Origin of the sequence: Rothia sp. HMSC058E10 (assembly GCF_001809415.1) — a bacterium.
Taxonomy (GTDB): Bacteria; Actinomycetota; Actinomycetes; order Actinomycetales; family Micrococcaceae; genus Rothia; species Rothia dentocariosa.
In genome coordinates this window covers 150,223-170,528 of the sequence record NZ_KV797613.1, presented here as the reverse complement: position 1 = coordinate 170,528, position 20,306 = coordinate 150,223, and the positions used below count along the sequence as shown (strand labels likewise).

Below are 20,306 nucleotides of genomic sequence, written 5' to 3'. Positions count from 1 at the left end.
CGCCCACCGCCTCATACAAACCATAGCTTTACACGGCATTCACCGTATCTGAATATTCAATAAAGTCTTTTATTAGTTTGTAGACCATGCCAAGAAACTAGCTGCAAGTTCCTGTCCACCAGCAGGATCGCGGGATATTACCATTACGGTATCGTCTCCAGCTATTGTGCCAAGAATTGCCTCTAAGCCGCTCTGATCAATGGAGGAGGCAAGGAATTGTGCGGCACCGGGTGGGGTACGCAAAACCGTAATATTGCCCGAACCTTCCGCCGTGATAAGCAGCTCTTTAAAGAGCGAAATCATGCGCGCATCGGGAGCTGCCCCTCCCCCACGACGCGCAGGATAGTTTGGAACAGCATATATGAGACCAGCACCCTCATCACGAATACGTTCAGCACCAATTTCTACAAGATCACGTGAGAGCGTAGCCTGAGTAACTTTCATACCGTCATCGGTAAGATATTGCGCCAGCTCAGCCTGAGAACGTACACGGCGGGTCTGCAACAATTCCACGATACGTGCCTGACGCGCGATTTTTGTCGAGGGGAAAGGCATTTTGTCTTCTACTTCCTTCGGTTCCAACCACAGGTTGAGTCTAGTCACGGACCCCACGAGGTACCGCACCGCTCTCAATACTCAAAGATAATACATATACACATAATTATGCGACCTAAATATCGATTATGCGCAACTTTATTTGAAAACTTTTACGTTTCTAGCATACTTTGTGGACTTTATATCCTCTATTCCCGCATACAAAAGCGGAACCTGACCTCGCATATTCTACAAGGTCAGGTTCCGCCTACTACTGTGCTACTTTTGCCGCGACTCTACATCGTCCTGTGAAGATTCTTCCTCAACGATGTAGCCCTCATCGTCTTCTTCATAGTCGTCAGATTCCTCGAATCCGTCGACATCTACATAATCAACACGAGAGCGGCGATTAGACCATATACCGAAGGCGCATCCACCGATCAACACAACAAGAGCTAGCGCAAAACTACCCCAGCCAACGAGATACTGCTGACCTACACTGCCCTGCTCAATCGCTTTAACGCTTCCTTTTTCACCGGTACGCACAACCTCAATCTGGTGGTCAGAGGTCTCTGCGACTAAAGCACTTACCTCACGGGGGAAATCCTGCGCATAGGTTCCAGTCTGCGTACCACGGAAATCGATATTTTCACCCGCATGGACCTCATAGGTGTCCTTCAGGTTTGAGCGATATTTCATGCCGTCGATGCGGTTATCCTTCGGCAGATTACCCTTATATTGCGCTACATTCGAGTCTGTTTCTAAATCGGGGGTCAAATCAACGTAACTGCCTTCAATAACCCAGCTTTTGCCCTCGTATTCCGCGTCCTGATTCGCGGAGAAAAGCGCACGAACACCCACAACGCACAGAACGATTGCAACCACGATAGCCAGAAGTACGCTAAATACCGATACCCAGTTGATGTGGGGTCGTTCTTCGTAGTATTCATCGTCGGCATCGCTCATGCCGAAAAAATCATCCCTGGATTCTTCAGTACCCTCGTAATCGACGTCTTCGTATTCGTCATCACGCTGTGTCATGCGCTCTCCTTATCGTGTTTCCTGTACTAGGGTACCGGTGCCTTAGCCTTACGGAAAGTTAAGACGTGATAGAACCTTCACAGAGTGACGATTTTCTAACGCTCACCTACAACTTGGCAAGTACATGACTCGTATGAACACATAGCTAACGCCCCTTCTGATCCATGTAACGGGCGAAGGGGCGCTAGAGTGATGAACTATGCCATAGTGCGTCTACACACGCGCCACAGCCCCAAAGCGTTCCGCAGCAACAGCAACCGCTGCCTCACGCGAAGCGCTTGCTTCTTCAGCAGTGAGCGTGCGATCAGGTGCGCGGAAGCGCATAGCAAACGCCAATGATTTTTTACCGCTCTCGACACCCTGACCACGATAATCATCGAAGACTCGCAAATCTTCGAGCAATTCCCCAGCGCCATCACGAAGAGCCTGAGCTACCTCAGAAGCAGGAATATCCTCATCGACCACAAGAGCAACATCCTGAGTAGCTGCCGGATAACCGTAAATAGGCGATGCCTGAGGCACACCCGAGCGGGAAGCAAACAGTTCAGTAAAGTTCACCTCAAAAGCACAGGTACGTTCAGGGAGATTCTCGGTCTGCAGGAGCTTCGGATGCAGCTCGCCAGCATAACCAATAGTTTGTCCGTCCTGTGTGCGGAGCTGAGCGGTTCGTCCAGGATGGAATGCCTGATGGGTTCCTTGGGCAATCACAATCTCAACACCTAAAACATCCGCTATGAGGCGTGCCGCATCCAGCGCATCGCGCCAGTCATAGGCACGAGCCTGAGTGCCAGGCATTGGCTCGTGCTCGGCGCCAGCAAATAGGCCACTAAAATACACAGGCTGCTCGGGGATACCCGCATTCAAATCCGCAAGAACCTCATCACTGGGCCGTTCACCCAAAGGAGGGATACTAGCGGAGCCCTGTCGTTCACCAGGAATAAAAACGCGGCCAGCTTCAAAAATCTTCAAGTTTTTGAAACCGCGCGAGAGATTCCGCTGCAAAACCTCTGTTAAACCGGGCAGGAGCGAGCGACGCAGCCATCCCTCAGCAGAAGAAATTGGGTTCGCTAACCGTACCGAGTTCACTTTTTCGCCAGCGGTTGGCGAAGACCAAAGATTATTCGCTTCCTCCGAGACGAAGGGGTAAGCGAAAACCTCGGTCAACCCAGCTGCCGCGAGCGCATTAGCAGCTCGCCGACGGGCGGCTTGTTCCGGAGTATATCCGTGACCTGCGGGAGCGACGGGTAGAGTGTACGGAATATTCTCGTATCCATCCAAACGAGCAATTTCTTCCGCTAGATCTTCCGGAGCCAGCAAATCATTACGCCACGAAGGAGCTTTTACGGTGTATCCCGTCGCGGTCGCCTCAACCTCACATCCTATTTCTGTGAGAGTATTGACGATCTGTTCGGGTGAGTACTCCACCCCGATGCGGTTCTTCACGTAATCCCGGGGAAGGTCGATGACCACTGGATCGCGAGAAATCACGACATCGGTCACCCCCGCATCTGCAACTCCTGCTGCGAGCTCGACAAGTAGCTCAACTGCACGCTGGGCAGCCGCTGGCTGAAGTTTTGTATCGACCCCGCGTTCAAAGCGTTTAGATGCCTCAGAGATCAGCTTATGGCGACGGGCAGTACGCGCAATAGATACCTCATCGAAACGCGCCGCCTCGATCAGAATATTCTTCGTCTCAGCCGTAACCTCGGTAGAAGCACCGCCCATGACACCAGCAAGACCGATAACGCCGGAATCATCGGTAATCACGATGTCCTCTGGATGCAAGTCGCGTTCAACGCCGTCCAAAGTCGTCAGCTTCTCCCCTGCGACTGCTCGGCGCACAACGATTTCTCCCTGTACCTTATCGGCATCATAGAAGTGCAGCGGCTGACCAGTCTCAAGCATCACGTAATTGGAAATATCAACCGGCAGCGAGATAGAACGCACACCCGCTAAGCGCAAGCGTGAAGCCATCCACGTGGGTACTGGCGCGGTTGCATCCACACCATTAACCTGGCGCATGGTGAAGCGTATAGTTGCCGGGTTATCGTGAATTGGCGCGGAATCCTCTAGACGTACCGAGATGCCTTCAGAGTTAGCCTTGGGGGCGCGAGCGCCGTATTCCAGAACGAAGTCGTTAAAAGAAGTTCCGGTCGCATGCGCATATTCACGGGCAATACCGCGAATCGAAAACGCATATCCGCGGTCGGGAGTCACATTAACCTCTGCTGCTTCGTCATGCAGACCCAAAAGTTCCAACGCATCGGAACCAAGTTCCGGGTCAAGACCCAGCGTAGAGAGCACCAAAATACCACCGTGATCTTCACCAATCCCCAGCTCTCGGGTAGAAGCGATCATACCGGCAGACTTGTGCCCATAGGTTTTGCGGGCGGTAATGGCGAAGTTTCCGGGCAGTACGGCGCCGGGAAGAGTTACTACGACTTTGTCGCCGACCTTGAAGTTGTGGGCACCGCAGATAATACCCTGCACGCCGGATTCTTCAATGCCTTTGCCGGTGAGAGTCTGTGTTTGTCCTTCGGGAACTACGCGCACCTGGCACCAATTCACGGTCTTGCCGTTGGAGTGAGTTTCGGGCTCCAGTGAAAGCACCTGACCGACCACGATGGGACCAGAAATCTCATCGGTAGGACGATGCACATCCTCTTCCTCTAGACCTACCTTCACGAGAGTTGCAAGAACGTCCTCAGCCGAAGCATCCTCGGGGACAGGCGCAAATTCGCGCAGCCATGATAGGGGTATACGCATAGTGTCTAAATCTCCATCCCGAACTGTTCAGAGAAACGGATATCGCCCTCAATCATGTCGTGCATATCAAGGACATTATTACGGAACATGAGGGTACGCTCAATACCCATGCCGAACGCAAAACCCGAATATACATTGGGGTCAATGCCTGCGGCACGTAAAACATTGGGATGCACCATGCCGCAACCGCCCCACTCAATCCACTGGGGCCCGCCTTTCGCGTGGGGGTGCCATAGGTCGAGCTCTGCAGAAGGTTCCGTGAAGGGGAAGAAGTTCGGACGCAGACGAATCTTCGCTTCTTCACCGAACATTGCACGCGCCATATATTCGAGAGTTCCCTTCAGATCAGCCATGGTCAGTCCCTTATCGACTGCCAAGCCTTCAATCTGATGGAATACCGGGGTATGCGTAGCGTCAAGCTCATCTGTGCGATAAACCTGACCAGGGCACACAATGTACAGTGGCAGCTCACGGGTAAGCATGGAACGCATCTGTACCGGGGAGGTATGGGTACGTAAAAGAAGATGCGTTTCTTTAGGCTCTACATAGAAAGTATCCTGCATCTCGCGTGCCGGATGATCTGGCTTAATATTCAGAGCATCAAAGTTGTACCACTCGGATTCTAGTTCCGGTCCATCGGCAACTTCCCAGCCCATACCCACAAAAATATCGGTAAGTTTTTCCTGCATCAACGCAACAGGGTGACGCCCGCCTAATGAATGGCGTGCTGTGGCAGCGGTTACATCTACCGCTTCTTCCGCAAGGATGCGCGCCTCGCGCTCTGCTTCAAGTTCTGCGGTACGGGCCTCAATAGCCTCGGTGAGTACCGCACGCGCCTGTCCTAAAAGTTTACCGACCGGCCCCTTATGCTGGTTTTCAAGGTCACGCATCTGCCGGTTGGCAAGGCTTAAGCTGCCTTTATCGCCAAAGAACCCAAGACGTACTTCCTTGAGCGAGTCAAAGTCTTGCGCGTGCTCACGCAGAGCTTTCTGCGCGCGTTCACGTTCTGCCTCGAAGGCTTCTCGAACGGTTTCTAAACCGTTCTCAGGGTTCTCTTTTAAAACCTGTGCAATACGGGCAAGAATGTGCGCTGATTCGGGCGCGTTCTCATGTTCCTGCACGGAATCGGTCATAACTACTCTTCTCTGCATTTGTGCATTGTTCTCACCAGGCGGGCGCGCCGCAGGGCACGCAGACACGCGCTATCTTTCTAGTTTAGTGCAGTTGGAGTCTTCTTTCACGATAGCTTGTGTCTATAGGCCCTAGGCATGAAAAACTACAGAACATTCTCCCGATCAGAGTAGCCGAAAGCCTTCCACAAAATCTCAGCGCAACCAGCGTTAAATTTAAATAGATCCTGGCCGCATCACCTCTGTGAATGCAGCCAGGAATTATGTCGTCATTTATGTATTTAGACGAGGAGCTCTTTAACAGCGGGGTCAAAAGCGGAACGAATCCATAGGACGTTCGTGATAAACCAGCCAGCATAGATGGGAACAAGACCGTAATGCTGGGAGTTAAGAATATTGCCGATCATCGACATAATAGCGATAAAAGCGCCCAAAATCGCAAATATCAGTCCAAAAGTAAGACCGATGCGTTTACCTTTCTGAATGGTGAAATAAACCCATAGATAAACGACCGCTGCCACAGCTAGAAGCACAAGACAGCCCCAAACCCCAAATTCCGGAAGGCCTTCAAGCGGTTTGAAGTTGTTTGGCGCAAAAGCTGAGATAACACCATGAAGAAAGCACAAAAGCGCCGATACAATCATAATTTCTTGAAGACGGAAAATTTTAGGGTGTTTCGATGGTAAATTAAATAGGCTGTCGTGCGATTCGCCGCCTTCTTGGATGTAAATCGCTTGAGTATCCGACGGGGCTGAATCACGTCTAAAAGTGTTCGGATCGTACTGAGGTGCTGGAGTAGTCATCATTGTCTCCCACGATGTATATGTGATTTCTAGCTCAATAGTACCCTGAGGGCTTACGGAAACAAATTAAATTTCCACAATATGACGCATAGCGGCTGGCCAACGTCCGCTATATGAACGTAGACCAGCCGCTAAAGGTTGAATACGGAGCTTAGTTAAAAAGTTTTGATGCTATAAAATCGTTCTCGTCTTTAACTCCTGCCGGAATAGCGAAGACCGCGCTCCCGGTATGCCGCAGATACTCGCTCATAGCATCCGATGCCGTCATGGTACTGAGCAAAGGAATAAAATGCGTGCGAGGGTCACAGATAAAAGCGATAAAGAAGAGACCGGCATCCAGGTGCCCCAGCCCGTCAGAACCATCCGTGTAGTTATACCCACGACGAAGCATCTGCACCCCGTTGTTTTGGTCTGGGTGCATCAGGCGCATATGCGAATCATCCGGAATAATGGGACCGTATTTGCCCTTCATATTAAAATCCGGAGCGGTAAATTCTTCACCGCCTGACAGCGGCGCGCCTGTTACTTTGGTGCGCCCCACGATTTCTTCTTGTTCCCGTAGCCGGGAGCGGTCCCATGTCTCGATAATCATGCGGATGCGGCGTGCCGCAAGGTAGGTGCCGCCGTCCATCCAATCGGGGTGCCCCTCCGAATTAGATTTTGAAGCCCAGACATGCTTTTCCAACAACTCTGGATTCTGAACCTTAATATTGTTGGTACCGTCTTTGAACCCGAAGAGGTTGCGCGGGGTATCCTGCGTACTTGACGTGGATGCGGTACGCCCAAATCCGAGCTGGCTCCACGCTACAACGGCACGACCCGCAGCAATACGCACTAGGTTTCGGATAGCGTGAAAAGCCACCTGGGGATCATCAGCACAGGCTTGAATACACAGATCGCCGCCGCTTCGTTCGGGTTCTATGACATCCCCCGCCATCTTGGGAATGTCTACCAAGGCGGGCGGAAGTTTATCTTTAAACCCGTACGTATCTTTGCCTTCTGAATCCACGAAAAACGATCGCCCCAAGCCAAAGGTGATAGTTAGATGCCCAGCAGAAAGATCCATAGCTTCGCCGGTATCTTTTGGAGGTGCTTCATAGGAGGAGTCCTCCCCCACGATTTCTCCCGCCATGAGTTTACGCGATGCTTCTGACCATTCTTTAAAAAGCTTCTTAATCTCATCCTTCGATGTGGTTTTAAGAGTGAGAGCCGCGAAATACATGCGGTCTTGGGCATCTGTCGAGATACCACTCTGATGCTCACCAAAGAAAGAATATGAGTCTTTAACAGCAGACTTACCCGAGGCCTCAGTATTTTTTTGGTCTTCTGCGGAACATCCGGCAAGAGCGCCTACAGTTGCCACAGAGGCAGCCGCTATACCTGCGCCCGTCATCAGAGTCCGTCGACTGGTACCACGAGATATGTCTGACTGGTCAGCAGTGTGGGGTTGCTGAATCTGTGTCGTGGGTGTCTTTTCTTCACGCATGAGATATTCTCCCTAAATATTTTGGAGATTATATGACAACTGTGTATCAGTTGAGTATTTGAGAACCGACCGCCCGCAAGCGTCTCTGTATCCGCAGTTATCTCGCGAATGTAGAAACGCTCACGGACGGCTCAGCGTCTAGGCAGCATCTCTCAACGCCATCAATCCCCTGTGTGATCAGGATCTGTACGTTGAAATGCTGATACGTTACTTAGCTGTTGCCGATGAGGTACCTGCCGCTGGCTCGGAAGCATCCTGCGAAGCTCCAGCGGAGGACTCAGATGACGCAGCTGGCTTCGACGAAGAAGTATCACCGCTCTTGCCCTCTGCGGACTCACCGCCTGCCACGGTCTCAGTCATCTGCGAGACAGGCTCTGCGAGCGCAGTCACGGCATCGGAGAGCTCACGGACTTCTTCTTTGCTCAGCTCGTTATAGGGCTTGAAACCGTCGCCCTGCTTGTACTTATCCAGGATCTTCTGCACGGCGTCGAATTTCTCTTGCAGAGTCTTGGCAAGTTCAGGGTTCTTCTTCTGCAGAATCGGCAGAAGGTTTTCGTAGTCCACCTTCGCACCGTCTACGTTACCCTGGAAATCGGAGAGGTCAGTGTGTGACCAGTTCTCTTCCTCACCGGTCAGTTTGGTGTTGACAACCTCGTCCAAGAGCTCTTTCGCACCATTAGAGATCTGGAATGCATCAAGCTTAAACTTATCCGAATGCACGTAATCGTACAGCTCTTGGGTGTCCTTCACGAGCGTTTCGCTGACTTGTTTACGTTCTTCAGTGGTGAGCGGCTTGTATTCTTTTCCGTCGTTGGCATCTGCCTTAGGCTGCCACAGGTCTTTCTCGATCTTGTGCCAACCGGTCCACTCCTGAATCTTACCTTCTTCGAGATCGGTTTCACGCGCATCCAGCTTGAGGTCTAGGGTCTCACCGTAGCTTTCCGCAATGGGCTCGATGCGCTCGTAATGTATACGGGCCGCCGCGTACTTAGCTTTTGCCTCGTCGTTCTTGCCTTCTTGGTAGAGCTTGGCGAACTCGTCAGTATCGGTTTTAAGCGCCTCGACCTGGTCTTTCACGTATGAAGAGTATTGCGTAACTGCGGTATCGCGCATAGCCTGCTCATCAGCAGAGATGGGCTGAGCGCTCTCGTTCTTGACAACTTTAAGATCACCCTTGATGCCGTCGCCAACCATACCGGGCTTGCAGGCTGTCTTATACGAGCCTTCAGGAAGTTCAACAGTGAGATCACGAGAAAGGTTGGGACCAATGTTTTCGACCTCAGAAATAATGCGCAGTCCGTCGGAGCCTAGGACGTAGAACTCGGTCACTTTCGAGCCTTCGTTCTTTACCTTGAAGGTGACTTTACCAGCTTTAACTTCAGTGGCAGAAAGCTTGCACTCGGTATCGGTTGAAGTAACCGAGATGGAACCGTCAGCGGTTCCGCCAGAACCACCTGAGGCGTTATTCGCGCTATTGGGCGTGCACCCGGTCAGCGCAATAGCGCCGACTGACAGCAGGGCACCTGCGGAGTATAGGGACTTTCGCATTGTGTTTTCCTTTGTTCGGGGACAGAGAAATATGAAAAATCAGTTATCCGGCATCGGAAGTAGGGGTCTTAATACCTGCAGAGTTGGAGGAAGAAGCAGTTTCACCAGTGATTTTATTAGCCACCTTCGATACGTGCACCATGCCAGATGCTTGAGACGCATCAGCAGCTTTACGCGAAGGGGTATGACCTCGCTTTTGTTTCCAGAAGAAGAGGGGCATAACGATACCCACGTACAGCACCCACGCTATAGCTTCGACCCACGTGGTAGTGGCTGAAAGGTTAAAGACTGCTTTCAGGATCGTGGCAAGGAAACCGCCCGGTTCGATAAAGTCTTGAGAAGCGAATGCTATATTGTTCAGTCCCGGCAGTATTCGTGCTTCCTGTAGATCGTGAATACCATAGGAGAGCACACCAGCAGCAATAATAATAAGGAAAGCACCGGTCCAGGTGAAGAACTTCGCAAGGTTGATCTTCATAACGCCGCGCATCATAGCCCACGCAATGAGTACTGCCGTCAAAATACCGACAATGGCACCAATGACAGGAAGCACCGTGCCTATCTCAGTGCCTTGAGTAGCGGCGCGAGTGGCAGACCAGATAAAGAGCGTGGTTTCAAGACCTTCACGCCCTACTGAGAGAGTCGCGAGAACTATCACGGCCCATGAGCTAGTTTGAACCGCATCAAGTTTTCCGTGAAGTTCCGCAGAGAGGGCGCGAGCGTTTTCCGCCATCCAGAACACCATCCAGGTGACAAATCCAACCGCAATAATCGAGAGGGAACCGCCGATGGCTTCTTGGGCTTCAAAGGTCAGCGTTTCAGGCCCAAAAGTCAGAATTGCTCCGAAGATGAGCGAAACAGCGATGGCGGCTGCAACGCCAATCCAAATAGGTGGGAGAAGGTGATTACGCTTGGTCTTGTGCACATAGGCAATAAGGATACCCACGACAAGCGCGGCTTCTAGCCCTTCCCGTAAACCGATGAGGAAGTTACCAATGAATATTCCCCATGATTGTGCATCAAGACCCATAATTCGTCACCACGTTAGATTAGACAAAATTTCTTTTCTTTAATTTAACTCTAAAGGTTCCCCGGGTTACAGACCCCATCAGGATCGTGTGAGACTTAGCACACCATAAGTGTAGTGTTGGGATAGGCATAGTTTACCTACAGAATGTCTGCATAATAACAAGGGACCCAACGCTTGTTCAGAAAGAAATATCCGTTAACCTTTCATTTTTTCCAGAAATAACGGATACTTATGCCTTTACACTCTGGAAATGCCTCACAAGACGCACCGTTATATTTCAGCTCTGATGGAGTATGCTCAGCAGCTCCCGCACTATAGGCAAGTCGGCAGGAATCCAGGGTAAATCAAGAATATCTTGACCGCTCTGCTTCTTCACTGAAACCCATCGAAGTTCACGATGATCTTGGAGTGGTAAAGGCTCACCCATGCTAATCTCGGCAAGGAACACCCGCATAGCAGCCTTCTCGTTTAAGACCCAGCCTTGCGGATGATCTCCCTGTACCTCAGAACCAAGATGTACGCTCACACCAAGTTCTTCCATCAGTTCACGTTCCAGCGCCTGCTCGCAAGATTCCCCCGGCTCAACCTTGCCACCCGGAAACTCCCATAAACCCGCAAGGGATTCGGGTGCAGACCGCTGCGCAACAAGCATCCAAGAGGGTGATTCAAGGCTGTCTACAATAGCAGCACCCACCACTTGGACGGAATATTCCGACATCTGTTCCTTTCGAGAATAAGCATTCCAGCAGACCAAGAAGATCTATAAGTCCGGGCTTTCTACCGGCTAATGGGATACGCTCGTGGAGTCCTGCGCTTTGGGACGGTAAACATCCGGCTCCAGATATATAACGCGTGCCGCCGGTACCGCCTTACGAATACGTTCTTCAGTTTTGTCGATCTCATTCGCAACGGTAATTCCCGTATCAGCATCATGAATGCGGATCTTAGCCGCAACTAAAATCTCTTCAGGTCCCAGATGCACAGTCTTAATATGAATAACACGACCCTGATCCCCGTTTTCGATTGCAGCACGAATTTTCGCGAGATCCTCCGGGGAAGCAGCCTCCCCCAGAATCAAAGACTTCATCTCAGAAGCAAGGAATATAGCAATAAAAACCAGAAGTATACCGATAGCCAAAGTTCCGGCGGCATCCCACAGACCGTTGCCAGTCAGCAAAGTCATCGACACACCGAAAAGAGCCAAGACCAAGCCAAAAAGTGCGCCCGCATCCTCCAGCAGAAGTACCGGAAGCTCCGGATTCTTTGAGGTACGCAAGAAACGAAGCCAGCTCTGCTGTCCTTTCATCTCGCGTGATTCTTTAATAGCAACACGGAATGAGTTACCTTCCAGGAGAATAGAACCTACAAGCACCGCAACCGGTACCCACTGCCATTCCGTAATTCCGTGCGGGTCATGCCATTTCTCGTACCCCTCGTAGAGCGCGAAGAGTCCACCAAGCGCGAAGATAATAATAGATACGATGAAGGCATAGATATAGCGGTTACGCCCGTAACCAAAAGGGTGCTCTTCGTCTGCTTCTTTTTGCGCTACTTTGCCGCCTACCAGCAGAAGTAACTGGTTACCCGAGTCTGCCACCGAGTGAATAGCCTCGGCCAACATTGAAGATGAACGGGTCAGAAGGTAGGCAATAAACTTAAGAACCGCAATGCCTAGGTTTGCGCCTAAAGCCGCAAAAATTGCGCCTGATCCGGTGTGACCAGAATGAGCGGACATTCTTTCTCCAATACATGTCTGTGTTTCAAAAGTTCTTATTTTAGTGAGCCAATAGGTCTGGAAGCTATCGAGTCTGGTGTTGTGCCATTGCCGAAGCATAGAGGCATATCGCTGCAGCAGTACCCACATTCAGCGATTCAGCCGCGCCGTACACTGGAACTGCAATGCGCATCATAGCCGCAGATTTCTCCTCAGCACTAAGCCCTTGAGCTTCATTTCCAAAAAGCCACATAGTAGGACGAGAAAGGTCAAAAGCACCTTTTACCCCCGCCGGGGTCTCATCGCTAAAACCTGCGCGAAGAACTGCCGCGTGGTCAATAAGATCTTGAAGATTTACAGTACCGTACCCATCGGCGGCAAGCACAACGGTTCCCTGAGATTTTACATTCTCGGCAAATTCTTCCAGCTCAACACCTTGAATAATGGGAACGTGAAAGAGAGAACCTGCCGTTGAACGTACTGTCTTGGGGTTATAAAGATCAACCGACCCCTTCGTGGTGATAACGAGATCGGCCCCTGCCGCATCCGCCACACGCAGAATAGTACCCGCATTCCCAGGGTCCTGAATCCTGGATAGTACAGCGATAAGTTTAGGGTTGAGAGCGTTTTTACCCCATAAGATAGAGAACGAAGTATCCACCATGAACGAAATGGCAATAATACCTTGCGGGGTTACGGAATCCGCCATAGCCGCCAAGACTTCATCGGTCACGACACGCATAAAGACACGGCGGCCTTCCTCAGGTGTAGGGGTACCGTGCGCTTGTTCCAGAAGTTCAGCAATATCGGGGTGACGCTCATAGGCGCTTTCCGTAACGTATACGGCGTCTAACACCGGTGATTGCAGATGCGCTTTCAGTGCCTCACGCACAGCTTGGGGTCCTTCGACCATGAACTGTTTTTTCTTGGTACGACCACGACGAGTGCTCAGTTTGGCGATGTCACGTACACGATCAGCATGCGGATTCGACATCACGGTTGGGGAACTTATGCGTTCTAGAAAATTCACCCTTTAAGGGTACAGGCAAAAAGGTAACCGATGCGCTCCCCCGCACACGCTGAAGTGGGGCTGCATTTACGGGATTTTCTATATCAGTAAGAAAACGGTCGCCGTCATGAGACACGGCGACCGTTTACGCTTTGATACCCGCACTGCTGCAGGTACTACCTGGCTCTCAGTTATGCTTTAGGAGCCGAGGTATCCTCAGGTAGGTTTTTCTTAGCGATCTCAACCAGAGCGTTGAAAGCTGCTGGCTCGTTCACAGCGAGCTCAGCCAGCATACGGCGATCAACCTCAACACCGGCAGCCTTAAGGCCCTGAATGAAACGGTTGTAGGTCAACCCCTGTGCACGGGATGCAGCGTTAATACGCTGAATCCAGAGGCGACGGAAATCGCCCTTCTTCTTACGACGGTGGTCGTAACTGTATACGAGCGAGTGGGTGACCTGTTCCTTAGCCTTACGGTACAGGCGCGAACGCTGACCGCGGTAACCGGATGCACGATCGAGAATAGTACGGCGCTTCTTGTGCGCGTTAACCGCGCGCTTCACACGTGCCACGTGTGTCTCCTTCGTCTTATGTCCTGAACGGCCATCATGTTATACCGTGCAGGAGCGAGTCTTGGTCTGTGATGCGGGTTTTCCCGCTTCTCTAGGCGAATTGTAAGCGTAGCTTACTTACCCAGCATCTTCTTAACAACCTTTGCCTGGCCACCAGTAACAATCTGGTCGGATGCCAGACGACGGGTCAGACGAGATGACTTGTGCTCCAGGTAGTGGCGGCGGTTCGCCTGCTGGCGCTTAACCTTGCCGCTACCGGTGAGCTTGAAGCGCTTCTTAGCACCAGAGTGGGTCTTCTGCTTCGGCATAGCTGCCGTTCTCCTTACATTCATCCCCGCGCGAGCGGAGTAACTTGAGGGGGAAGAGTGCCCTCCCCCAAGGACGAATTACGATCGGGGATTAACCCGCCGTGCCAAACTCAAAGTTCAAGGACGCCACCTCCACGAGGGGCGCCCCCAAGCTGTGTTTCGGCTCTATTACTCGGCTGAAGCCTGAGCTTTCAACTCGGCAGGCATAGCATCTGCCAATGAGTTACTAACGGGCTTCGCCGTAGTCGTGTCGAGACGCTCGCGACCCTTGCGGTTGCTTGAGTTCTGTCCACGGCGCACTTCTGCTTTACCGCGAAGCGGTGCCAGAACCATCACCATGTTGCGTCCATCCTGACGAGGACGAGACTCAATGGTGCTCACCTCAGCCAGTTCTTCTGCCAAACGCTCAAGCAGACGCACACCCATCTCGGGGCGCTGCTGTTCACGACCTCGGAACTGAATCATGGCCTTGACTTTATCCCCACCGGTCAAGAAACGACGAGCGTGCCCAACCTTGGTTTCATAGTCATGGGTATCAATCTTCAGACGGAAACGGATTTCCTTCAGAACGGCGTTAACCTGTTTCTTGCGGGATTCACGAGCCTTGACCGCAGCTTCGTACTTGTACTTACCGTAGTCCATGAGCTTACAAACGGGCGGTTTCGCGTTCGGGGCAACCTCGACAAGGTCAAGTTCGGCATCCTCAGCAAGACGCAAGGCATCTTTAAGAGGAACAACGCCTACCTGCTCGCCACCGGGGCCAACAAGTCGGACCTCCGGAACGCGGATACGATCGTTTATGCGTGGTTCGCTAATGAGTAGCTCCTGTGCTCTGTGGGTTTCCCCGTGAATATTATCCGTGGCGAGCACTAAAAAAGCCCTCGCCGTTTACAAGCGAAGGCACACATCGAATACCGAAAATTCGGTTATCTAACCCGTCTGCCTCATACCATATGCGGGCGGATGCGGGTGGGAGTATACTCCACTTGCAAACAGTACACTAGTCTACCGGGTTTATAGCTAATTCACAAGAAAATGCCAAGAACGATAACCTTCTTCGTCATATTCCCGTTTTATCCCTGCGAAGCCGGTCAGTCAGCACAGTAAACCTGCCGTGAGGGGCAGCTACGACTATGCGCATTACGCTACCCCGCATAAGGCAAAATCTTATCTAAAAACCTGTGTAGCGAACATATGAAGATTTACATTCACGGATCGTTCAAGGTACTTCAGCACGCAGAATTAGTACACAGGACCGGTAAATTTCTCGCCAGGCCCTTGCCCCGGCTCATCTGGGATTGACGATGCTTCCCGAAACGCCAGCTGTAACGTCCGCAACCCATCACGCAGCGGGGCGGCATGCTGCGAACCAATTTCCGGCGCCGCCGCCGTCACAAACCCCGCCAATGCAGTAATAAGTTTGCGTGCCTCATCCAAGTCCTGTAACTCCGCAGCATTATCTTCGGCAGCCAGACCGCATTTGACGGCTGCAGCGCTCATGAGATGGACAGCCGCAGCACCGATAATCTCAACGGCTGGCACATCGGCAATATCCCGCATCTGTTCACTAACGGCATGCATTTGTTCATCAGTTAGCTCTGTACCGCCGTGTACAGGTACAGATTCATTTGATGATGCGCCAAATTGAAAACTATTCGTCGTGTTACTCATGGTTCTAGAATCTCACACTCTCTAAAGTTCACCAAGACATCATCAACTGAGACTACACAAATCTATGAAGCAGAAAGAAGCTTAATTTGCACAGAATCAACCGCCTGTGACATAAGGTCGCTGCTCGCCAGACTCCGCTGAAAATCCTGAATTACCATATTGAGCTGTTCGCGGGTGAGTCCGGGAAGAACAGCAAGTTTAATCGCAAGTTCAGGACCGGCACCTCCGCCCCTTAGGATCTTTCCCGTGCCTGTGCGTGCCTGTACGCCATCACCAGTATCACACTGAATATCTACCAGAGCGGGTTGTGTAGAGATAAGGCGCTTTAGTTCATTTAGTACCTCGTCGTTGAGATACGAAGGGATCCACGGTTTCCCCTGCGCCAAAGACCAAACAGCGGGGCGACGTACCACAAAGGTGAGGTTCTGACCAGGATTCACAACGATGAGTTGGTTATCATCTTCCACAGCACTCAATGCCGTTTTACGCATAGAGGCTGCAACCGGGCGAGCCTGTGGGTGCCACTGCGTCAAAGCATCAACACTCGTAAAAACAGGAAGAGCTTTTCGACCGTCGGGAGCCTGCAGGCTGACTAATGCCATGTCAGCTTCTTTATCAGATACCAGACCATCATGGGTTATATGAGCTTGTGAAAGCTGAGCAACAATCGGAGCAAATATTCGCACTTCACTCAACGCTTCAACAACTGCTGCCTCATCAACTTCATCAGCTTCGAAAGAGGTCAGAACCCGGGCTAAATCTGGGTTCGTCAAGCCATCGTCTCCATAGTATTGATGAGTTTGTGACGTTCCCTCTCCTAGGTTCCTCCCTTTCCAGGGCTGTCCGCCAGTATCAGTTTGCCTCCCAGCGCTGCGCAATTGAGCCACAATATGCTCCGGCAACGCGCGCTGTGTAGCTGCACGCTTTTGGGGTTCAGACAGATTCCGTTGTTCTTGTGGGTTATGAGGCATCATCATTAGCCGCCTTAAGAGCCTCCTCAAAAGTAAAATTGCCGACGTACAGTGCCTTCCCTAGGACAAGACCTTCCAAGCCCTGATTCGTCAGCGCACGAAGAGTGCGAATATCTTCCAGTGAAGCAACACCTCCCGAAGCTACCACGGGATGCTCAGTGAGGCTGAGAACTTCACGAAGCAGCTGTAGCCCAGGTCCTGAGAGAGTACCATCTCGGCTTACATCTGTCACAATATATCGGCATGCTCCCGCAGTTTGCAGCCATCGCACTGTGTTATGCACGGAATCGCCACACCATTCGGTCCCACGTGCTACAACGGTTCCATTGCGAGCGTCCAAACCCAGAGCTATCCGCTCACCATAGTGCCCTAGTGTTTTCTCTAACCATGCCGGATGCTGCAGCGCCGCTGACGTCACATTGATGCGATCGGGTTCAAGACTCAAGGCGAATTCCAAAGAACGTTCATCTTTAACACCGCCACTGACCTGTATTTTGATAGGATTCTGAGCTGTCGCACGAACTCGATCAATAACCTCTCGAAGGATGCGGGTGTTGTTACCACGACCAAACGCCATATCCAGATCAACAAGGTGAATCCATCGTGCCCCCGCACGACACCACGATAGAGCCGCTTCCACCGGATCTGTACCCTCACTCTGTTGGGAGAGGCGACCGCCTACGGGACGCACTGCACATCCCTGAGCAATATCGACTGCAGGAAGAAGTTCTAGAGTACCCATGTTCTTATCCCTGTGACCCGTATACGAAAGTTACATATGCCCCGTACCCAAAGAGGGCTAAAGCAATAATCCACAGCACAATCTGCGCGCCAAGAGATATGCCCTGTTTACGGAAAGATATACCCCCACCGGCAAAGAATGCCCCAACAGTCATGAGAATAAGTCCGGAGTATAGAGGTGACATATGATGCTCCTTCGCAGTTTTTCGTAAAATTTATGATGCTACAAACGGTTCATGACGGGAAGATGCGCAACCCAGCGGCGAAGAAATTCTTCACCTGCAGCACCCGAAGCTACCGGACAAAATTGAATTGCTGTGAGAGGACCATTCTCGACAGCTGCAATATAACGCGGATCTGCATCAGTCCAACTGACAGCAGGCGGCTCCATATAGTCTATACTCTGGTCAAAATCCCAGGTAAACACGCCATCCTCTGCCTTGAAATTCAAGGGTTCAGGAAGATCCTGTAAAAATTTACTGGACGCAGCAGCCTCAACCCTATAGTGTCCTGGAGGAGCCCCAGCGGTGGCCAGATCTTGTGCAGCACCCGGCCACTCTCCCAATGCAGAAATATCAAGGTCTCCAAGCTCTGGGTTCACGGTTCGGATAACTTCAAACAGCATCCCGAAACCAGCCCCCGCAACAAGGACAGGACGGCCGCCTGCAACGCGCCTCCCAAGCACCCGATCACCATGGAGTTTCCGCACAGCCTCGTATGTTTCGAGAGATTTCTTATGACCAGCAATCACCATACCATCAGCGTCTCGTAGAGAATCGAGATCTGTGGTAACGAACGCTTGGGCACCGACGCGCTCGCACGCTTGCTGGAGCTCGCTATATGTGCCAAATTCGCCAAGTATAGCTACTGTGGGACGTGTGGGCATAGAGACTCCTTAGTTCCGCTCCCACCGGATTCCAGACGAACAACCGGGCGAGCATACAAATGTCATGTATCTCTAGGGTACAAACTCCAAGGTTTCTGCCCCTAATCTCACGCTATCATCGCATACCGCATGTTACGTCGCCTGTATTGAGCACCATATGTCCATAAAAGGGCCCTACGCGATACAGATCCCTTCAAAGCCACCAGTCTCAAATTAGTCATGAGAACAAAGAATGCAGAATAGTTATGATAAGCGCACATCCAGTCACGTTTTCTAGATAGCAACTATGACTGCTATCGCACATTTGGGACTTCTAGACGCTGCCCGACTTTGACAGTTGAACCCTGCAGATCATTAAGTTTACTGATCTGCACCATGGTGTCGCGTGGATCAGTCTTCGGGTCTACCTCTTGTGCAATATCCCAGAGCGTATCTCCAGATTGAACGGTCACGTACCGGGTTCCTGCGCCTTGAGAATTATTTCCAGCGTTTGCTGTATGCGGCGATATAAGAATGAGCGCCCCAAGAACGACAAGGGCCGCCAGCGTTATCAGCGGAATGCCAAAAACCCAATTTTTCAGAGCCCTAGAGCGATGTATAGCACGTGTGAAAAATGAGGGATTGCGCTTATTAACCACCGACACACCTTTAATTTTTTCTGGAACCCGCCGCTGTCCGCTTGATGTTTTACCGGTTACGCTCTGCTGAGTCTGAGAGGAAGATGTGACGTTCACTTTCTGTGGTGCAGCTGAGAATGAAGTCTCGTATACAGCTTGTACTTGAGGAAAAGTCAGTCGAGGATGAGGATGAGGCACACGGGAACGGCTCGGTGAAGCATAGTGTGTACGTGCTCGATAAGAGCCCTGACGAACACGAGCCGGGTGAATGACGGTTAACCCCGCCGGAATCCGGGAGGAAGAAGCAGCCGTTGCCATAGTATTTTCCTTTCCTCTGGTGTGTGACAAGTTCATATCCTCGCCGTTACACACCATTCTCAATGCTCATAATGCGGTTGGTATGAGTTCATATTCCTGCAGAAAGCACATATTTTGCTTTCGGATTCTCTCAAGATGCTCTAGAAATACTGAAGTACTTCGAAGACCGATAACCCCTGCATAGCAAGAGCTTGAACTAGAACATCTCACCGAAAGACTTCAACTTTTATCGAATATGTCTTCCGTAGACACCAACTATATCGAATCTAGTTTCGATAGTCTAGTAGAAAGTTACTAAATATTTCTTCGATCAGATTCGGCTTGCATAGAATATTTGTTTGAAGTTTTCTCTCTGATGTTTTAGACTGAGAATCGAGACGGTTCATCGTTATGCTTACCTGGATCCAGTCAATACTCTAGGAACCATGGCGTGCGTAAATAGTTAGAAAGAAGGCTCCGCATGACACCCGAAGCTCAGCGCCCTCCGCTGACTCCGCGTCAGCAGAAAATTTTGGATGCGATTCGTACAGAAATCGAGCAGAAAGGGTACCCCCCTTCGATGCGTCAGATTGGCGATATCGTTGGATTGGCTTCGCTTTCTTCGGTGACTCATCAGCTCGGTCGTCTTGAGAAGATGGGGTATATTCGCCGCGATCCAAAACTACCGCGTGCCATCGAGATTCTTGACGATATAGAGTCTGAGGGCGCTTCAGCCCATTTTCCGGAGCTGCCTACATTTGAGGTGAGCGATGAGGATATGGTTCCCGTGCCCCTCGTAGGTCGCATTGCTGCTGGTGGTCCTATTACGGCTGAGCAATCCGTTGAGGATGTTCTCTCTCTCCCCCGCCAGCTCGTGGGCAGTGGGAAGCTTTTCATGCTTCGCGTCAAAGGGGATTCGATGATTGACGCCGCCATATGCGACGGTGACTGGGTTGTTGTACGTGAACAACACACCGCCGATAATGGAGATATTGTTGCGGCTCTTCTTGACGACGAAGCGACCGTCAAAGTATTCCGCCAAGTAGATGGTCATACTTGGCTGCTCCCCCGAAATTCCCAATATGAGCCCATACTCGGCGACCGCGCCACGGTGATGGGTAAAGTAGTTTCTGTTCTGCGAAGCATCTAACAGGGACCTTCTGAACTGCGCGCGTTTTTCTC

General features: G+C 51.3%; 21 protein-coding genes. 1 reads left to right on the top strand and 20 read right to left on the bottom strand.

The annotated features are described in order from the left end of the window. Positions 1-72 precede the first annotated feature (72 nt). The 20 genes from HMPREF2609_RS02910 to HMPREF2609_RS02815 all read right to left on the bottom strand — a co-directional run bounded on the left by HMPREF2609_RS02910 (position 73) and on the right by HMPREF2609_RS02815 (position 19,145). The gene (locus HMPREF2609_RS02910) at positions 73-555 is read right to left on the bottom strand and encodes an arginine repressor (protein WP_048751575.1); all 483 of its coding nucleotides are present in this window, start codon (positions 553-555) and stop codon (positions 73-75) included. A gap of 258 nt (positions 556-813) precedes the next feature. Next, the gene (locus HMPREF2609_RS02905; RefSeq protein WP_004006298.1) at positions 814-1,575 is read right to left on the bottom strand and encodes a hypothetical protein; all 762 of its coding nucleotides are present in this window, start codon (positions 1,573-1,575) and stop codon (positions 814-816) included. A 213-nt stretch (positions 1,576-1,788) separates the two neighbouring features. Beyond that, a complete protein-coding gene (gene pheT, locus HMPREF2609_RS02900) occupies positions 1,789-4,341 on the bottom strand; it encodes a phenylalanine--tRNA ligase subunit beta (RefSeq protein ID WP_048755061.1) in 2,553 nt (850 codons plus the stop codon). 5 nt (positions 4,342-4,346) lie between these two features. Then, on the bottom strand, positions 4,347-5,474 hold the full coding sequence (gene pheS, locus HMPREF2609_RS02895) for a phenylalanine--tRNA ligase subunit alpha (protein WP_004006296.1): 1,128 nt from the start codon (positions 5,472-5,474) through the stop codon (positions 4,347-4,349). Between the two features lie 278 nt (positions 5,475-5,752). After that, on the bottom strand, positions 5,753-6,274 hold the full coding sequence (locus HMPREF2609_RS02890; protein WP_246825549.1) for an ABC transporter ATPase: 522 nt from the start codon (positions 6,272-6,274) through the stop codon (positions 5,753-5,755). 151 nt (positions 6,275-6,425) lie between these two features. Further along, positions 6,426-7,760: an iron uptake transporter deferrochelatase/peroxidase subunit gene (gene efeB / locus HMPREF2609_RS02885; protein ID WP_048753121.1), complete on the bottom strand. Its 1,335-nt coding sequence runs from the start codon at positions 7,758-7,760 to the stop codon at positions 6,426-6,428. Between the two features lie 207 nt (positions 7,761-7,967). Next, entirely contained in the window at positions 7,968-9,308 is a 1,341-nt protein-coding gene (gene efeO / locus HMPREF2609_RS02880; RefSeq protein ID WP_048755064.1) for an iron uptake system protein EfeO, read from the bottom strand. A gap of 43 nt (positions 9,309-9,351) precedes the next feature. Next, a complete protein-coding gene (gene efeU / locus HMPREF2609_RS02875) occupies positions 9,352-10,338 on the bottom strand; it encodes an iron uptake transporter permease EfeU (RefSeq protein WP_070534946.1) in 987 nt (328 codons plus the stop codon). A gap of 277 nt (positions 10,339-10,615) precedes the next feature. Next, positions 10,616-11,056: a (deoxy)nucleoside triphosphate pyrophosphohydrolase gene (locus HMPREF2609_RS02870; protein WP_048753118.1), complete on the bottom strand. Its 441-nt coding sequence runs from the start codon at positions 11,054-11,056 to the stop codon at positions 10,616-10,618. Positions 11,057-11,122: 66 nt separating this feature from the next. After that, on the bottom strand, positions 11,123-12,073 hold the full coding sequence (locus tag HMPREF2609_RS02865) for a cation diffusion facilitator family transporter (protein WP_048753117.1): 951 nt from the start codon (positions 12,071-12,073) through the stop codon (positions 11,123-11,125). Between the two features lie 64 nt (positions 12,074-12,137). Further along, positions 12,138-13,082 (bottom strand): TrmH family RNA methyltransferase, encoded by a 945-nt coding sequence (locus HMPREF2609_RS02860; protein ID WP_246825548.1) that lies wholly within the window; start codon positions 13,080-13,082, stop codon positions 12,138-12,140. Positions 13,083-13,252: 170 nt separating this feature from the next. Continuing rightward, complete coding sequence (rplT, locus tag HMPREF2609_RS02855) at positions 13,253-13,633, bottom strand: 50S ribosomal protein L20 (protein ID WP_004006288.1); 381 nt, start codon at positions 13,631-13,633, stop codon at positions 13,253-13,255. 113 nt (positions 13,634-13,746) lie between these two features. Continuing rightward, positions 13,747-13,941 (bottom strand): 50S ribosomal protein L35, encoded by a 195-nt coding sequence (rpmI, locus tag HMPREF2609_RS02850; protein WP_004006287.1) that lies wholly within the window; start codon positions 13,939-13,941, stop codon positions 13,747-13,749. Between the two features lie 168 nt (positions 13,942-14,109). Continuing rightward, entirely contained in the window at positions 14,110-14,811 is a 702-nt protein-coding gene (gene infC, locus HMPREF2609_RS02845; protein WP_080972547.1) for a translation initiation factor IF-3, read from the bottom strand. A gap of 372 nt (positions 14,812-15,183) precedes the next feature. After that, positions 15,184-15,612, bottom strand: coding sequence for a DUF1844 domain-containing protein (locus HMPREF2609_RS02840; protein WP_048755068.1), 429 nt, complete (start codon positions 15,610-15,612; stop codon positions 15,184-15,186). A 62-nt stretch (positions 15,613-15,674) separates the two neighbouring features. Beyond that, positions 15,675-16,385, bottom strand: a complete 711-nt coding sequence (locus HMPREF2609_RS02835; protein ID WP_246825547.1) for an SseB family protein — start codon at positions 16,383-16,385, stop codon at positions 15,675-15,677. A 187-nt stretch (positions 16,386-16,572) separates the two neighbouring features. Then, entirely contained in the window at positions 16,573-17,325 is a 753-nt protein-coding gene (locus tag HMPREF2609_RS02830) for a HisA/HisF-related TIM barrel protein (protein ID WP_070534940.1), read from the bottom strand. Between the two features lie 4 nt (positions 17,326-17,329). Further along, entirely contained in the window at positions 17,330-17,509 is a 180-nt protein-coding gene (locus tag HMPREF2609_RS02825) for a hypothetical protein (protein ID WP_004006282.1), read from the bottom strand. 38 nt (positions 17,510-17,547) lie between these two features. Continuing rightward, positions 17,548-18,210: an imidazole glycerol phosphate synthase subunit HisH gene (locus HMPREF2609_RS02820; RefSeq protein ID WP_070534938.1), complete on the bottom strand. Its 663-nt coding sequence runs from the start codon at positions 18,208-18,210 to the stop codon at positions 17,548-17,550. A 293-nt stretch (positions 18,211-18,503) separates the two neighbouring features. Then, the gene (locus tag HMPREF2609_RS02815; RefSeq protein ID WP_048755072.1) at positions 18,504-19,145 is read right to left on the bottom strand and encodes a LysM peptidoglycan-binding domain-containing protein; all 642 of its coding nucleotides are present in this window, start codon (positions 19,143-19,145) and stop codon (positions 18,504-18,506) included. A 460-nt stretch (positions 19,146-19,605) separates the two neighbouring features. On the opposite strand from HMPREF2609_RS02815, the gene lexA reads away from it, so the two are divergent. Next, a complete protein-coding gene (gene lexA, locus HMPREF2609_RS02810; protein ID WP_048753103.1) occupies positions 19,606-20,274 on the top strand; it encodes a transcriptional repressor LexA in 669 nt (222 codons plus the stop codon). Positions 20,275-20,306 lie beyond the last annotated feature (32 nt).

What these genes read in the sequence shown, in the direction of transcription:
- HMPREF2609_RS02840 (WP_048755068.1), bottom strand. Translation starts at nt 15,612, where the DNA reads ATGAGTAACACGACGAATAGTTTTCAATTTGGCGCATCATCAAATGAA.
- HMPREF2609_RS02870 (WP_048753118.1), bottom strand. Translation starts at nt 11,056, where the DNA reads ATGTCGGAATATTCCGTCCAAGTGGTGGGTGCTGCTATTGTAGACAGC.
- efeB (WP_048753121.1), bottom strand. Translation starts at nt 7,760, where the DNA reads ATGCGTGAAGAAAAGACACCCACGACACAGATTCAGCAACCCCACACT.
- HMPREF2609_RS02815 (WP_048755072.1), bottom strand. Translation starts at nt 19,145, where the DNA reads ATGGCAACGGCTGCTTCTTCCTCCCGGATTCCGGCGGGGTTAACCGTC.
- lexA (WP_048753103.1), top strand. Translation starts at nt 19,606, where the DNA reads ATGACACCCGAAGCTCAGCGCCCTCCGCTGACTCCGCGTCAGCAGAAA.
- HMPREF2609_RS02825 (WP_004006282.1), bottom strand. Translation starts at nt 17,509, where the DNA reads ATGTCACCTCTATACTCCGGACTTATTCTCATGACTGTTGGGGCATTC.
- HMPREF2609_RS02890 (WP_246825549.1), bottom strand. Translation starts at nt 6,274, where the DNA reads ATGACTACTCCAGCACCTCAGTACGATCCGAACACTTTTAGACGTGAT.
- HMPREF2609_RS02910 (WP_048751575.1), bottom strand. Translation starts at nt 555, where the DNA reads ATGCCTTTCCCCTCGACAAAAATCGCGCGTCAGGCACGTATCGTGGAA.
- HMPREF2609_RS02820 (WP_070534938.1), bottom strand. Translation starts at nt 18,210, where the DNA reads ATGCCCACACGTCCCACAGTAGCTATACTTGGCGAATTTGGCACATAT.
- rpmI (WP_004006287.1), bottom strand. Translation starts at nt 13,941, where the DNA reads ATGCCGAAGCAGAAGACCCACTCTGGTGCTAAGAAGCGCTTCAAGCTC.
- HMPREF2609_RS02905 (WP_004006298.1), bottom strand. Translation starts at nt 1,575, where the DNA reads ATGACACAGCGTGATGACGAATACGAAGACGTCGATTACGAGGGTACT.
- pheS (WP_004006296.1), bottom strand. Translation starts at nt 5,474, where the DNA reads ATGACCGATTCCGTGCAGGAACATGAGAACGCGCCCGAATCAGCGCAC.
- efeO (WP_048755064.1), bottom strand. Translation starts at nt 9,308, where the DNA reads ATGCGAAAGTCCCTATACTCCGCAGGTGCCCTGCTGTCAGTCGGCGCT.
- pheT (WP_048755061.1), bottom strand. Translation starts at nt 4,341, where the DNA reads ATGCGTATACCCCTATCATGGCTGCGCGAATTTGCGCCTGTCCCCGAG.
- efeU (WP_070534946.1), bottom strand. Translation starts at nt 10,338, where the DNA reads ATGGGTCTTGATGCACAATCATGGGGAATATTCATTGGTAACTTCCTC.
- HMPREF2609_RS02865 (WP_048753117.1), bottom strand. Translation starts at nt 12,073, where the DNA reads ATGTCCGCTCATTCTGGTCACACCGGATCAGGCGCAATTTTTGCGGCT.
- HMPREF2609_RS02830 (WP_070534940.1), bottom strand. Translation starts at nt 17,325, where the DNA reads ATGGGTACTCTAGAACTTCTTCCTGCAGTCGATATTGCTCAGGGATGT.